The organism is Neisseria sp. P0009.S010, assembly GCF_051958545.1.
Lineage (GTDB): Bacteria > Pseudomonadota > Gammaproteobacteria > Burkholderiales > Neisseriaceae > Neisseria > Neisseria subflava_A.
Window position 1 is genome coordinate 224,103 of the sequence record NZ_JBQCVH010000005.1, and the last position, 15,551, is coordinate 239,653.

11 protein-coding genes are annotated in these 15,551 nt (G+C 46.0%); 3 read left to right on the forward strand and 8 right to left on the reverse strand.

Annotated elements, in window-relative coordinates:
* Positions 1 to 28: 28 nt before the first annotated feature.
* From trmB to ACTHSN_RS07260, 3 genes are all read right to left on the reverse strand, one after another.
* Positions 29 to 745 (reverse strand): tRNA (guanosine(46)-N7)-methyltransferase TrmB, encoded by a 717-nt coding sequence (gene trmB / locus ACTHSN_RS07250; RefSeq protein WP_107769357.1) that lies wholly within the window; start codon positions 743 to 745, stop codon positions 29 to 31.
* Positions 746 to 881: 136 nt separating this feature from the next.
* A complete protein-coding gene (locus tag ACTHSN_RS07255; protein ID WP_049333503.1) occupies positions 882 to 1,538 on the reverse strand; it encodes a response regulator in 657 nt (218 codons plus the stop codon).
* Entirely contained in the window at positions 1,535 to 3,295 is a 1,761-nt protein-coding gene (locus tag ACTHSN_RS07260; RefSeq protein ID WP_440365229.1) for a histidine kinase, read from the reverse strand. The genes ACTHSN_RS07255 and ACTHSN_RS07260 overlap by 4 nt, the downstream gene beginning before the upstream one ends.
* Before the next feature lie 258 nt (positions 3,296 to 3,553).
* Here ACTHSN_RS07260 and mobA point away from each other — a divergent pair, with 258 nt between their 5' ends.
* A complete protein-coding gene (gene mobA / locus ACTHSN_RS07265) occupies positions 3,554 to 4,135 on the forward strand; it encodes a molybdenum cofactor guanylyltransferase MobA (protein ID WP_049328535.1) in 582 nt (193 codons plus the stop codon).
* Positions 4,136 to 4,213: 78 nt separating this feature from the next.
* Here mobA and ACTHSN_RS07270 read toward each other — a convergent pair whose 3' ends face one another.
* The 4 genes from ACTHSN_RS07270 to ACTHSN_RS07285 form a co-directional block, all read right to left on the reverse strand.
* Positions 4,214 to 7,333 (reverse strand): type I restriction endonuclease subunit R, encoded by a 3,120-nt coding sequence (locus ACTHSN_RS07270; RefSeq protein ID WP_440365230.1) that lies wholly within the window; start codon positions 7,331 to 7,333, stop codon positions 4,214 to 4,216.
* A 67-nt stretch (positions 7,334 to 7,400) separates the two neighbouring features.
* A complete protein-coding gene (locus ACTHSN_RS07275; protein WP_070646090.1) occupies positions 7,401 to 8,564 on the reverse strand; it encodes a restriction endonuclease subunit S in 1,164 nt (387 codons plus the stop codon).
* A 9-nt stretch (positions 8,565 to 8,573) separates the two neighbouring features.
* Positions 8,574 to 11,189 carry a type I restriction-modification system subunit M gene (locus ACTHSN_RS07280; RefSeq protein WP_296185312.1) on the reverse strand — a complete coding sequence of 872 codons (2,616 nt, stop codon included), beginning with the start codon at positions 11,187 to 11,189 and terminating at the stop codon, positions 8,574 to 8,576.
* 441 nt (positions 11,190 to 11,630) lie between these two features.
* Positions 11,631 to 12,617, reverse strand: a complete 987-nt coding sequence (locus tag ACTHSN_RS07285) for a GlxA family transcriptional regulator (protein WP_440365231.1) — start codon at positions 12,615 to 12,617, stop codon at positions 11,631 to 11,633.
* Positions 12,618 to 12,714: 97 nt separating this feature from the next.
* Between ACTHSN_RS07285 and ACTHSN_RS07290 the strand changes: the two genes are divergently transcribed.
* A complete protein-coding gene (locus ACTHSN_RS07290) occupies positions 12,715 to 13,566 on the forward strand; it encodes an MBL fold metallo-hydrolase (protein WP_440365232.1) in 852 nt (283 codons plus the stop codon).
* 83 nt (positions 13,567 to 13,649) lie between these two features.
* Here the strand turns inward: ACTHSN_RS07290 and ACTHSN_RS07295 are convergent, their stop codons facing one another.
* Entirely contained in the window at positions 13,650 to 14,540 is an 891-nt protein-coding gene (locus ACTHSN_RS07295) for a LysR family transcriptional regulator (protein WP_440365233.1), read from the reverse strand.
* Between the two features lie 128 nt (positions 14,541 to 14,668).
* Between ACTHSN_RS07295 and ACTHSN_RS07300 the strand changes: the two genes are divergently transcribed.
* Entirely contained in the window at positions 14,669 to 15,517 is an 849-nt protein-coding gene (locus ACTHSN_RS07300; RefSeq protein WP_070460670.1) for an aldo/keto reductase, read from the forward strand.
* Positions 15,518 to 15,551: the final 34 nt, after the last annotated feature.

A 15,551-nucleotide genomic window follows, 5' to 3' on the forward strand; every position in this document is an offset into this window, starting at 1 on the left:
TTCAGACGGCCTTGTGTTTTATGTTCGGCTATTTCTTACGGAACACCAAGTCCCAAACGCCATGACCCAATCGTTTGCCTCGGGCTTCAAATTTGGTTTCAGGGCGATAATCGGGCGTAGGGGCGTAATCGGCAGCCGTGTTTTGCAAAGAGTCGCAACTGCTCAAAACTTCCAGCATTTGTACGGCGTATTCTTCCCAGTCGGTCGCCATATGGACATAGCCGCCGCTTTTGAGTTTGGGCAGCAGCTTTTCAACAAAAGGCACTTGTACCAAGCGGCGTTTATTGTGGCGTTTTTTGTGCCAAGGGTCGGGGAAGAAAATATGAATGCCGTCTAAAGAACCGTCTTCCAGCATCTTTTCCACTACTTCCACTGCATCATGACGTATCACGCGGATATTGGAAATGTGTTCTTCCTCAATCAGCTTCAAGATATTGCCGACACCCGGGCCGTGAACATCAATCGCTAAAAAGTCGGTATCGGGCAGACGTTTGGCGATTTCCACTGTCGCGACGCCCATACCGAAACCGATTTCCAAAACTTTAGGATTGTCCCGTCCAAATGCATGGTTCAAATCCAAAGGAGCTTCTTGGAAGTCCACACCAAATTGCGGCCACATCGTATCGATGGCGCGCTGTTGGGCCGCGGTCATATGGCCTTGACGCAAGACGAAACTGCGGATGCTGCGTTTGTGTTCTTCAGGAACAGTATTTTCGGGTGTATTTTCTGGAATGTTTTCGGACATGTTTTTTTAAATCAGTGAGAAATCAAATAAAAAGGCCGTCTGAAAGAATCAGACAACCCTGCATATAAATCGGCGTGATTATAGCGAATAAACGCTTTTCCTGAAACCTTTTAAAAAGAAGGTTTCAGACGGCCTTTTAAGACAATACCGGTTGCGGTACTTTGTGTTGCACCGCATAAACCGCAGCTTGGACGCGGCTGCTTAGGTTTAATTTGCGCAACAGGTTTTGTACATGCACTTTGACGGTTGACTCTGCCAGATTCAAATGGCGGGCAATGATTTTGTTGCTGTGTCCGGCGGCAAGATAGCCCAAGATTTCCATCTCTCGCGGGGTCAGTTGCTCCAGCAGATGGTCGGAGCGGGAAGGAGATGGAGAAATTAGCGATTGCACCAAACGGCTGGTCATTTCCGGAGAAAAGACATTGTCGCCATCGACAGCTTTGCGGATGCTTTCCAACAGGAAGTCGGCGTTGATGTTTTTCAGCAAAAAGCCTTTTGCACCCATACGCATACATTCGGTCAAATCATCGCTGTCTTCGGAAACAGTCAGCATGATGACGGTTAGTTGCGGATTGATGCTCAAAATTTGAGCCAGTGCTTCGCGGCCGTTCATGACCGGCATATCCAAGTCCAGCAAGACCACATCAGGCTTGAGCTGCTCAACCATTTTTACGCCGGCCAGGCCGTCTGAAGCTTCGCCGATGACTTCAAAATCAGGCTGGCGGGAGAGCAGGGCTTTGATGCCACTGCGAAATAGGGTGTGGTCGTCAATAAGGGTAATTTTAATCGTCATGATGCTGTTCTCATTTGTTGCGGCAAAGTCAGCATAACCGCCGTACCTTGCCCAATCTGTGATGTAATGGCCAATTCTGCGTTAATCCGTTGGGCCCGTTCTTGCATAATGCCCAAGCCGACATGTTCGCCTGAAGGCCGGTTTGATAGGTGTTCTTTATTAAAGCCTGCGCCGTCGTCACGAATCGTCATGACAAAATCGCCGTGGTTGGCAATTTCGACGCTGACATGTTGCGCACGCGCGTGCTTCCGAATATTGGACAGGCTTTCCTGCAAGATGAAGATGATCTGCAAATGCTCATCATAATTCAAAGCCTGCCCGTCGTCCTGCCATTTTAAATCAACTGGAATACCGGTTTGTCGTTCAAAACGCGCCAGCAGCGATTCTACCGCTTCAGGAAAATCTTTATTACTGATTTTGGTGCGGAAATTCATTAAAAGTTCGCGTACGTCCTCGTAGCATTCCTGCACGCCGTCTTTGATGAAGCCGATATTTTCTTCGGCCTGCTCACGTTGGTCTGAGGCAAACGCACTTTCCAGCATTTGTACCTGCAAATTCAAAAAGGTTAAAGCTTGCGCGATGCTGTCATGCAAACCTTGTGCAATCAAGTTACGCTCCTGCAAGACTGCAAGCAGGCGGCGCTCTTGTTCCATGCGGTTGTTGGCGATGGAAATGCCCAGCTGTCCGCTTAAAGTATGCAGCAGTTTTTCGTCTTGCTCATCAGGCATATGGCCGTCTGAAAAATATAGGGTTAGTACGCCAAGCTGTTCATCTTGATAAACGATTGGAAATTCTACACGATTTCCTTCTTCGGTTTCACCGACGCTTGCCGCCAAATCAGAACGTTTCCGCTCCTCATCGGAAAGATATACCGTACCGCCTAAGGCTGAAAACGCCGGTAGAATTTGAGTTAAAAATTCTTCTGCCGCCTGTTGCGGTGTAAAGGTTTGGTGCAGATTACGCGTGGTTTGGTAGAGCAGGGTCAAATCACGGTTTTGTCGCGCCAAGTCTTGGGTTTGTTTGGCAACCTGTCCTTCCAAGTCTGTATAAAGCGTATGCAGACGACGGCTCATTTGGTTGAAACCCTTGCTTACTTGGGCAAACTCACGGATCTGGTCTGTCTCGATTTGAACGCCGAAATGCCCTTTGCTGATGGTCTCTACACCATCACGCAGTTTTTCCAAGGGTCGGATAATCCATGAATAATGCCAAACAATCATCAAGCCTGCAGCCACAACAATCATCAGCATCATGGCCATTTGAAAGCGGCGCAGCCACAAGGTATTTTGCTCGTTGGCATTTTCCATCGCCTGTAAAAATAGCTCGATGTTGCCGGCAAAACGGTACAGGCCGATTTGGGTCGGACGCTCGTAATGCTGCAAAGACGGCTTGATGTTGGATTCCCAATCAATCAACAGCATCGATTGAATCAAGTCGTAAGCTAACGGCATTTGAGACGGAATCAGCGGATGAATGGCATCGCTTTGCGTCACATTGGCCAGCGTACGCTCAAATTCTTTGATTTGGTTGTCAATTTGCGCATTGGGTGTACGGACACTTGCCATGTAAGCCAAACGGTACACCTGCATTTTCAAACTGCCCGCATCTTCAATCGTTTTGGCCGCGTTTTCCAAACGCCAAGAAAGCAGCAGGGTAAAGACAATCGACAAAAACGCCGAACTGACCCATAAAAAAGTCAGCAGTTTTAAACGCGAAGACAGGCTCAGGCCGTCTGAAGATCCGGAGAATAATCGCATAAAGCACGCAGGGAACTAATCCGATAATCTTATAAAAATATCATTCTTTCGGTCTATAAACAACCTGTCTAAAATAATTGTATGGTTATGATAAGAAAAAACAGGGGTTTAATGTAAAATCATGTTATGATAAAATTCATCTCAAGTGAATTAAATCATAAAAATAAGGTTTCAGACGGCCTGAAACCTTGAAACTTATCCAATAAACACAACATCTTGAACCATACTCCATACTCTGCTTCGCAAAGGACTACCAAAATGAAAATTTTCGCACTGATATTGGCCGGCGGGCAGGGAAGCCGGATGGGAGGTGTCGATAAGGGGTTGGTGCAATGGCACAACAAAGCCTTGATAGATCATGTCATTGAAAAAATCCGCCCCCAAGTCAGCCATATCGCCATCAGTGCCAACCGCAACCTTGAATCTTACGCCCAACGCAGCGCACACGTTTTTTCTGATGCACGCCAATGGCAGCATTACGGTCCTCTAGCCGCTTTGTGTACTGCTGCCAACGATTTACAAATTGCTACTGCCGATTGGTTGCTTATCGTATCCTGCGATATGCCGCGTTTGCCGGAAAACTTGGTTTCCCAGTTTGAAACCATCGCGCGGCGTACGCCATTGTGCAATGCGTTCTATGTGGAGACTCCTGCTAGACCGCATTACAGCGTGATGTTTATCCGGCCGCAAATCCTGCAAAGCACCGTGCCATACCTTTATTCAGGAATGCGCAGCATCCGCGGCTGGCTGCAGCAACAGCGCGCGCGGGTTGTCCATTTCCCTCATGAGCAGGATTTTATCAGCTACAACACGGAAAACGATTTGGCCCAACCTTTGTAGTTGGGTCGGTGAGGGGCTAATGTTCAGGTAGAGATATGCTAACTTGATGATTATTTAATATCTTTCAATAGGTAATAACTATCTTGTAATTAGTTCCCTTAGGAACTCATCAATCCGTATATTTAAATAAAATATACGTTCTTCGTTAAAATAAACTTTGGCTTTTTCCCTATCGACTGTTTCTTTTAGGTCATTTAGTCTGCCTAAGTCCAAATTTTCGCTGGTATATTTTCTTGCCAGCAGCGCACGTAGCAAATCTCCATCTAGCCCTAAATCTTTAATTATTTTTAGTACCTTATCATTGGCATCTTTTTGTTTGTACGTGGTGATGTAATCACTTAATGCTAAATTTGGATCAAGCTTGATATCGCCGGATTGCACATCGTGTAAAAACAACTCAGCAAATTTTTGATCTTCTTTAGAAAGCGTAGCAAAAGAGTGGTGTAGCTCTTCAAGTGCAGCAGCTTCTTCTGTACCGCCGATGGTTTTAAGCCATTTTTCAAAACGGGCATTCATATAATTTTGATCAATTTTATCGGTTTCGATTTCGTTGATGTGCGAACGCAAATCAAATGGCACATCATCGCTACCGCCACCATTGCCTGAACTTTCTTTAAACAAATCTTTATAACGAGCCAGCAGTTTATCGTAAGTCTCTTGATCGAAATTGAGTGTGGCAGTGATCACGCTGTCGTCTTCCTGTACCACGTCATAGCTTAATTTTTCCCAAGAAAAACCCAAGAGCCGAGCAGCTTGTAAGTGCTCATTGAGCTGATTGAATAGTTTGACAAACTTTGCGCATGAGGTTGTATCATCAGGGTTTTTTGAAAAATCCTCTAATCCTGCCCATTTGAAAATATCGGCAATATCGGCAAAGCAGACATTCATTTTGTCGATAACTTTATCTAAATTATCGACAAACAGCCCCATTGGGCGGTCGCCCGAATAAAGTTTTACGGCTCGCTCAATATTGCGTTGCATCGTGTGCGGCTTGCGGTAATAGCGGATTAAACCAAAAGGCTTATCGGTTTTGTCGCATATGCGGTTAGTACGGGAAAACGCCTGAATCAAGTTGGCGTAATCCAAAATTTTGTCTAAATAGAGCGTATTGAGCCATTTGCTGTCAAAGCCTGTCAGCATCTGATCGACCACAATCAACAAATCCAGCTGCTCGTCGGGCTTGATTCTCTTATACGCATTGATATGCGACAACCTATCCGACAAATCCGTTTTAAATCGGGAATAAGTGGCGTAGCCGAAGCTTGTGCCGAACTGGGCGTTGTAATCTTCCAAAATTTCGGCAATCCATATTTCCTTGTCGTTGCCTTGCCCATCGTTAAGTATATTCGGATCGAAAAGGGCGGTCAGTTTCGGCAAGGAATTTTTAGCTTCCTCAGAATTTCCGACTTCCTCAGCAATTCTGATTTTCTCAGCAATTCTGGCTTTAATTAGGCGGTAATAATTGACCGCTTCGGGAATAGAGCTGGTGGCAAAAATGGCATGATATTTTTTGCCTTGGCTGAGGCGTGGCCAATTATCCAGCATGTCGTCAATCACTGCATTCACATGTTCCGGCGTTTGATATTGCACATTGGGTATATAATCTTCAATGCCTTTTTGATATTTGCCGTCTGACGTATATTCTCCCGCCATCGGCACATCATTCATAAATTGATTGTAGATTTTTTTCTTTTGGTCATCGGCAAATACTTCGCTTTCATCTGTTGCTTTGGCTTCTTGCAAAGCGACAGATCTGCGTAAATCGCTGTCTTTAAAGGTGCGGATATGGAAGGGGTGAAAGCCCAGCACATTTTCATCACGAATGCCGTCTGCAATCGAATATCGGTGCAATTCATTGCCGAAAACCGTGGCAGTGGTTGAATTTTTCTTAGCGTTTTCTTCTTCAATCGGCGTGCCGGTAAAGCCGAAGAAAATCGCATTGGGGAAGGTGTGCTTAATGGTGAGCAACATATCGCCAAAAGTAGTGCGGTGGGCTTCATCAACGATAAACACCAAACGTTTACCACTGATTTGCTCGATGTCAGCCTCATTTACCCCTTCTTCCGCCTTGATATTGCTCATTTTCTGGATGGACGTAACGATTAAGCGGTCGCGGTCTTGTTTGCTTTTCAGCTTGGCGAGCAAAATAGCGGTGTTTTCCGTTGCCTGCACATCATCTTTACTATCGGCAAAATTCTGATATTCCTCCAGAGATTGCTTGCCCAGCTCAATACGGTCGAGCAAGAAAATCACCTTATCCGCATCTTTGCGGCGGCTGATTAACTGCGCCGACTTAAAACTCGACATCGTTTTACCCGAGCCTGTGGTATGCCAAATATAGCCGCCTCGCTGATTGCCCGAAGTCCAATCTGTTTTTGCCACTGTGTCGGCAATTTTGTTGACCGCATAATACTGATAGCTGCGCAACACTTTCAGCTGCTCGTCTTTCGCATCGGCAATGGTGTAATCGCCGATAAACTGATGCGCCATCGGAATCGAGAGGAAATGCGTCGCCACCTTATCCCAATCGTTCATATACACATTATTAAAATCCGCCCAACGGAAATAAAACGCCGGATTTAATTGACCGCCGGTATTGGCAAAATAGCGGCATTCTTCCGGCGTCATCGCCACAAACACCTGCACCAGGCTAAAAATGCCCGAAAACGCGCCTGCCTTATGGTATCGCTCAATTTGATTGGTCGCTTGGCTAATCGGCACACCTGAACGCTTCAGCTCAATATGAAACATCGGCATGCCGTTGATTAACAGCATCAAATCGCCTCGCTGCTTAGGGTATAAATCCGAACGAGGAGTAAATTGGGGCTGCTGGGCAATTTGATAGCGGCTTTTGCCGGCAGAAATTTCCTCACGGTCGAAAATATCCAACGACACTTCCTTGCCGAAATGACGGCTTTCCTCATTTTCACGCTTGATGGCCACCGTTTTGCCATTGATAAAGCCGTTTAACGCATAAGGCGTTTTCAATGCCTGCACCTGCTCCAAAATCTGGTTCATTTCCGTGCGAAGCAACGGCACATCGAGCTTGTCGATATGTTGGTTGGTTTTATTCAAATGCGCCTGCCAGTTGGCAATCAACTCTTCTTCGGTAGGATAGCGCAACACTTCCTTTTCCCAGCTTTTGGTGGCAAGCAAGGCAATCAGTGCGTTTTCAAAATCAGCTTCTTTATTAAACATTCTTTTTCTCCGTAAGGGCGCTACTACAATTTTTCAGACGGCCTCAATCATGGGCAGGGACACTGCCCTATACCAACATCGCCGCCAACAGCCCTTTTTTGAGTTGGTTTAATTTTTCGACTTCTGCCGACTGTAAGGCAATGGTTTCGTCTAGTTGGCGGAAGAAATTACCGATAGCGGTTTGTTCTTTAATGGTTGGTGGAATAAGTATAGGAATTTCCGCCATTACATTATTCATCAATTTAGGATTTCCAACATAGGATACATAGCTGTGTGTAACTAAATTGAGAATCTCAGCAATACATTGATTTGCAAAACCCTCTTCATTAATTAGAACCCCACACACATTTGTGCAATAGAATTTCCCTGAACGAAAATTTACATCTCCAGCATTTGCTCCATCAGTTGTCCAAGTAATCGCATTTTCAAACAGGTAATGTTTCCAATATCCCATCAGACCTTTATTTTTCGTTTGTGAACTATAGACAGGATAACAATAATCTTCATTTTTATTATCTACTAAATTTGTCGTAGCTAAGACATTACCACGAGTAATTCTAAATAAATCACAAATTTGATATGTCTCCCATTCCCCCTCAAACCCTTTAAAGCGGATTTTTGGTATTTTTTCACCGTTTGCGGGGAACATTTTTGCCAGCATTGCCTTTTTAAGCTGACGGCTTTTTTCCAATACCGCACGGCTCTCGGCAATTTGGCTGTCTAAACGACTGAAAAACAAACCGAGGTGGGTTTGTTCAGGAAGGGAAGGTACAGTTATTTCTGCTGATAATAAATCACTGTTATATAACCGCTTGATTGTGCTTCCTTCTAAATCCCATTTAATATTTTGGTATGTGATATTTAAAAATGTTGAAGTTATTTGGCTTTCATCAAAACGCAACCAAACTATGTTGCTATCTTGAAAATACGCATTCTCCCCTGTAAATTTAACCGTTCGGCCAATTGTACCCGCAGCAGAAATTAAAATATCTCCTTGTTTAGGATAAGGGTATTTTTGGCGGTATTCCTCAAATAATTCACTACTGATAAATGCGTCTGGTTCTTGTCCAAATGTACCGATTTTAAAAAAGGGAATTTCACCACTTGGCTGGGTTTGCTCTTTAAAAATACGGCGACACATTTCTACTCTTCCTAAATCGCCTAAAGTTTTATTTTTCCACTCTTCTGTAAACCCTTTAAACCGCAAACGTGGCTCTTGTTGCTTATTCATTTTGTCCCCTTAGCCTTTCAAAATCGTCTGCCATGCGGCAATGCCCTGCAAGTCAAACTCGCTGCCGGTGAGTTCGTCCATCATTTGCGCCAGTGCGGCGGCGCTTTCTTGTTTACGCTCGCTGATGTGCTGATAGGTGTCGGCATATTTGTCGCAAAGTGCGGTCAGTTTTTGGCTGAATTGCGCCAGCATGTTTTCAGGCAGCCTGCACATCGCCGCATTGAGCGGAACAAACCATTTTTGGCGGAGCAAATCGAGGGCTTCGGCATCATCCAGGGCTTCAATGGCGGCTTTGGTTTTGCTGTGAAGCTCGGCGGATAGGGTTTTGAGTTCTGCCTTAAGCGTTTTTTCTTCGGCAAGCAGCTTATAGGCAGCCTGCAATTTTGCGCCCAGGCTTTCTTCGGCAAAAATGTGTTTGTCGATGGCTTTGGTCAAGTCGGCTTTTTTGGCAATCGCTACGCCGTCGGCTTCTAATTCTTGTTGCAAGGCTTTGGGAATTTCGGCATTGATAAAGCCGTCGCCTTCTTCATTGACGGCAGGGCAGGCTTTTTCTTCTTCGCTCAGGTTTTCCAAAATGCTTTGCATTTCGGCGGCAATTTCCGCCAAGCGGGTTTCTTTGGCTTTCAGGTTTGCCAATTCCTGCGGCAGTTTGACGGCTTGCACCAATTCAAACGGCAGAATATGCCCCACCCAGCCGTCTTGTACTTCGGCTTCTTTTTTGGTTTTGCTGTCTTTTTTCAACACCATAAAAGGATCAACCTGCTTAATTGCTTGTTTGCCTTCGGTTTGAATCATCTCCAAATCGGCGGCAATGCCTGCCACATCAGCACGCCATAGGTCATCAAGTTTTTGATAGGCGGTATAAAAATCCAATAAGGGCATTGCCTGCACTTTTTCCCGAATGAGTTCGGCAAGTTGCTGCTGGGTTTGGGAAATATTGAGCGTTTCCATCGGCTCAATCAGCAGGCTTTCCAAGCTGGCAGTGAAATCGGCAAAGTTTTGGGCAAATTGCGCTTGGTAATTCAGCACGCCGGCGTGGCTTTGAATGGCGGCTTTGAGATTGTCGGTTTTGGGCTGCACATAAGGTGTGCCGTTATCGGTGAACAAAGCAGCCTGCAAGCCGTCAAAGGCTGCCCAGTAGTCTGCAAATTGTGCCAACTCTGCTTTGGGAATGCCGCCGTGTATGGTAGCGAAAATATCCCATTGCTCCGCTGGTTCGGCGGAATCGACATAGCGCGGAATGTTGAGGTTGTAGCCGTTTGCCACAATTTCGGCTTTCGGCACAATGCGGGAAAATTTAGGCAATTCCCGGCGATGGGTCACGCAATCGACAATGCGCTTGATGTCGCTTGCCTGCAAATGGTTGTTTTTGCCCACTTTGATGAAATGTTTGGAGGCGTCAATCATCAGCACGTCGTTACGTTCGCGCTCTTGGCGTAAAACGATAATGATGGTGGGAATGCCAGTGCCGAAAAAGATATTGGCAGGCAGACCGATAATGGCATCAATATGATTGTATTCAATCAGATTTTTTCGGATTTTCTCTTCTTCGCCACCTCTAAAAAGCACGCCATGCGGCAAGACGATGGTCATGATGCCGTCGGGTTTTAAGTGGAAGAGGTCGTGCAATAGAAAGGCAAAATCGGCTTTTGCCTGCGGGGCGACGCCAAAACGTTTGTAGCGGATGTCGCCTTCTTTGTCTTTGGGATTCCACGGCTGGGAATAGGGCGGATTGGACACTACGGCATCCAGATACAGCGGCTCGCCCTCCAGCGGCCAGTCGTCTTCTAATGTATCGGCATTGCGGGTGAAAATATTGCTCGGCAAAATGCCGCGCATGACCAAATTCATGCGCGTGAGGTTGTAAGTGTTTTCTTTTAATTCTTGTGCGTAATATTTGATGCTGTCGGCGCTTTTGAGATGTTTGGCAACGCTATGGCCGATGTTGATCAGTAATGAACCTGAGCCACTGGTCGGGTCGTAAATGCTGATTTCTTCACGGTCTTTGAGATGGTCGGCAATGATTTCAGACATCAGCAAAGATACTTCGTGCGGCGTATAAAATTCGCCCGCTTTTTTGCCTGCGTTGGCAGCAAACATACTAATCAGGTATTCGTAAATAAAGCCCAATACGTCATAGCCCTGTTTGCCGTCCATCGGAATATCGGCAATCAGCACGAAAAGGTCTTTCACCGCATTGGTTTGGCTGGCAGCGGTATCGCCCAATTTGCTCAAACCGGATTCTAAGGTTTTGAAAATGCCGTCAAAAACTGAGATGTAGTTTTCTGCAATATTGCGGCTGAAAGCGCTCATTGCTGTGCGTACGTTGGCAATATTGAAATCCGAGCCTTGGGCTAACCAAGTTGAGAATAGGTGTTCGTAGCTGATGAAATAACCGAGGTTTCTTTTGACATGGTTGACAAGCACCCCGTTAGATTCGGTAAGCTCATCGGCAAAATTTGATCTTTCTAAGCCTTGTTCAAGGGCAAATTTTTCTAATTTATCAGAAAGAAATTTGTAAAAAATAAAGCCTAAGATGTAGTCTTTGTACTCGTTCGCTTCAATTTTGGAACGCATTTTATTCGCAGATTGCCAAATTTTGGCTGCAAGTTGTTGTTTATTCATTTTTTCTCTTATTGGTTTTTGATTTTATACATATTGCGGTATTTATGATTGCTTGGTGCAGGCTTTGCTATGATAAACCATCAACACAGTGTTTACATAATTTACATCGTAGAGGAAGTATGATTCATCGATGCAATGCAAAATGGTAGGAAAGCTCACATTACACAAAGGCCGTCTGAAACTCAACTTTCAGACGGCATCTTGTATCCATATAAGAGCCGCTATCTCTATTGGCGAGGATGAGATTGAGCTTGTCATCTTTGAATATAAATGATTAGGATAGAACAAGCGTTTGGATTTTGAAGATGATTTATAAAAACTCTTTGAAATCTTTCTACTCTTTGAAAAAGAAAAAAGGCCGTCTGAAAAGTGCAGGCTGCTTTTTGGGATTTCAGACGGCCTTTAAAAGCAGCCTGCGCTTGGAGGGGGTATTGTGTTTAGCTATCTGCCAAATACTTTCCGCCAGGCATTCGGATTGATTTTAAACTTGGCTTTAAACTGCAAGCGCAGGTTTGCCGCGCTGCCGAAGCCGCTTTGTTCGGCGATGCGTTCTATCGGCAAATCCGTATTTTCCAACAAATCCTGTACCTGCCATAGCCGCTCTGTGGTGAGCCACTCACCGAAATTCATGCCTGTGGCTTGAGAAAAATGGCGGATAAAGGTTCGGCGGGAAACGGCTAATTTTTTGGACAAATCATCCAAGCGGTATGGGGTGGCAAGGTTTTGGCGCAGTTCGTCCAATAAGTGATTGATTTTGTCATCGGCGGTACGACGTTCGACAGGTCGGTGGATAAACTGTGCCTGCCCACCTTCGCGGTGTGGTGCCGCAACCAAGGTACGGGCAAGGTCGTTGGCAACGGTTGCACCGTGGATTTTGCGGATGAGGTACAGGCAGCAATCCAGCCCGCCCGCCGCACCTGCCGATGTTAAAAAGTTGCCGTCTTCCGCATATAGGCGGTTGGTATCCAGATGAATTTTAGGGAAACGGCGGACAAAGTCGTCTTCGGCAAGCCAGTGGGTGGCGGCGGTTCTGCCGTCTAAAAGTCCTGTGTAGGCAAGGGCGTAAGTGCCGTAACATAGGGCGGTGATATGCGCACCACGTTGTACTGCTTTCTGTAAATGTGTACTCAACTCGGGTGTCGGGGCTTCTTCAATATTGCGCCAGCCTGCGATGACGATGATGTCGGCTTCTTCCGTCAAATCCAAGCCGCCGTGTACGGGAATGCTTGCGCCCAGTGCCGTGATGACGTCTTTGCTGTCATCGGAACAGATTTTCAGGTCAAAGAGCGGATTGTTCCGATAGGTCGTCTGAAAAACAGAAAAGGGAATGTTGAAGACAAAATCATTCATGCCCGATTGAGCATATAACACGATTTTGGGGACAGTTTGATTTTGGCAAAACTCGTTACGCTCGTTTTCAGACGACATTTTGGCACTATCCTTACGTTTATTGGCAATATTGCCTATTTTAGCCGATGCACCTGCTGCTTAAAATACGCTCCATGATTTTTTAAGGAGCAACATCATGAAATTCAAGCAATTTATTCTTGCCACTGTTTTGGGCGCGACAGCCTTTTCCGCTTGGGCAGACGATTCATACCAACATATCCGTAACGCTACCGCCAAGGTCGAATATGCAGGGCAGACGTTTTTGATTGACCCGTTTTTCGCCCCCAAGCATTCTATGAACGGCTTTGCCGGCACGTTCAATAACCAAGCCAAAATGCCGCTGGTCGGGCTGCCGATGAGCGTGAATAAAATTTTGGACGGTGTGGATGCAGTTATCGTTACCCATACTCACGAAGACCATTGGGACGAAACCGCCGCACGTTCCATTCCGAAAAACCTGCCCGTATATGTGCAGCACCAAGCCGACGCGGCAAAAATCCGTAGCCAAGGCTTTACTGATGTACGTGTGTTGAACGGCAGCGCTGTCTTCAACGGCGTAACTATCAGCAAAACCGGCGGCGTACATGGTACAGAAGCCATGTATGCCAACCCACAGCTAGCCGAAATCTTAGGTGATGCAATGGGTGTGGTATTCCAAAGCAGCGGACACAAAACCGCTTATATTATGGGTGATACTGTGTGGACGGCAGATGTAAACAAAGCATTGAACCGCTACGAACCCGATTATCTGATTATGAACACGGGCTACGCCCTGATTTCAGGCATTTCAGACGGCATTATTATGGGGACGGCTGATGTATTAAAAGCCAGCCAAGTCATGCCTAAAGCTAAAATCATCACCGTACACATGGATACCGTGAATCATACCGCCGTCAGCCGCGCCGATATGCGTAAATTTATACGCGGTCAAGGCATTGAAAGCCGTGTGAACGTTCCGGAAGACGGAGAGACTGTGAGGCTAGATTGATAAGCGATCATCTTTTAAAGAGAATTTGCAAAAATACTGGAAAATTTGGCCTCTCTTTGTTATGAAAAAAGCCGTCTGAAATTTCAGACGGCTTTTACTTTTAACGCATCCACAATCAACTTAAATACATTGGAATGCCCGCGGCGGCTGGGGTAATAGAGGTAAAACGGTTCGTAAGTGATTGCGTATTCAGGCAACAGCTCGACCAGGTGCCCCGAATTGAGTGCATCCGCTACGCTCATATGTGCTATCCACGTAATGCCAAGGCCGTCTGAAACGGCTTGCCGGCGCAGATGATTGTTGATGGAAAAGTGCGATTTTGGCGTGAACGTAATCAGCTCTTTTTTGTATTTGAATTCCCACTGCATCTCCGTGCCGTGTTCAGCAGAGAGTTTTATGCCGATAAGGCGGTGCTGTTGCAGATCATCAATATTTTTCGGTGAACCGTGTTGCGCCAAATAATCGGGCGAGGCAACCAATACCATTTTGAGCGGCGCAGAAATCGGCACCGCAATCATCTCTTTCGCTACCTTGTTACCTAACCGAACGCCCATATCAAATCCCTCTTTCACAATATCTGCCCAACGATCGTCCACCACGATTTCCAAGCGGATTTTCGGGTATTGGTTCAAAATCGGCTTTAATTTTGGATACAACACGGCTTCCGCTGCCATCGACGGGGCATTGATACGAATCAATCCCGATGGCGTATTTAAAAAATCATTTAATGCATCGACTTCTTGGTTTATGGCTTGATAAAGCGGGGAAAGTTGGTCGAAAAGCTGCTGTCCGGCTTCGGTCAGCGACACATTGCGCGTAGTGCGGTTGAACAAGCGCAGGTTCAGCCGCGTTTCCAGATTTTTCATGCTGTGGCTCAACGCCGAAGAAGAAATCCCCAAAAGCTGTCCCGCTTTTACAAAACTCTGTGTTTGCGCCAACGTCAAAAAATAATTCAGCTCGTTAAAGTTCTGCATTTTCCTACCCCGTTTTAGGTGATTAGTGAATTTAATTCACGACATCATAAAACCAAACCTAATTTATCTCAATAAAAACACGGGCTAAAATGGCTACACGTTTATGAGAACAAACAGGAGACAATATCATGCAAAACATCACATTAAACAACGGCGTACAAATTCCTGCACTTGGTTTCGGCGTATTCCAAATTCCGCCCGCAGAAACTGAACAGGCCGTGATTGCCGCCATCAAGGCAGGCTATCGTCACATCGACACCGCGCAGGTTTATATGAATGAAACCGAAGTCGGTTTGGGGATTAAAAACAGCGGCGTGGCACGCGAAGAATTGTTTGTTACCACCAAAATTTGGGTAGAAAATTTCGGCTACGAAGCCGCCAAGGCCTCGCTGGATCGTTCATTAGGCCGTCTGAATTTGGATTACATCGATATGGTGCTGATTCATCAGCCTTACGGCGACAGCTACGGTACATGGCGCGCGCTGGAAGAATATCAGGCAGCCGGCAAAATCCGCGCCATCGGCGTGAGCAATTTTTCGCCGGTGCGTGCGGTGGATTTGGGACTATTCAATAAAGTGATGCCGCAAGCCAATCAGATTGAAATTAATCCGTTCCAACAAAAAAACGAAGCCGTTTCCGCTTTGCAGGCTGAAGGTATCGCCGTGGAAGCATGGGCGCCGTTTGCTGAAGGCAAAAACGATATTTTCCACAATCCCGTGTTAAGCAAAATCGGTGCGAAATACGGCAAATCCGTGGCGCAGGTGATTACCCGATGGCTGGTGGAACGTGGCATCATTGTATTGGCAAAATCCACCAAACCCGAACGCATGGCGGAAAACTTGAACATCTTTGACTTTGCCCTCAGTGATGAAGACAAAGCAGAAATTGCCAAACTGGACGGCACGTTCGACGCCATCGTCAATCACGACACGGTGGATAATTTGAAACGTATCGCTTCATGGAAAACGGGACAATAACCGCAAACATCACATCCCTTTTTTATAAATTATT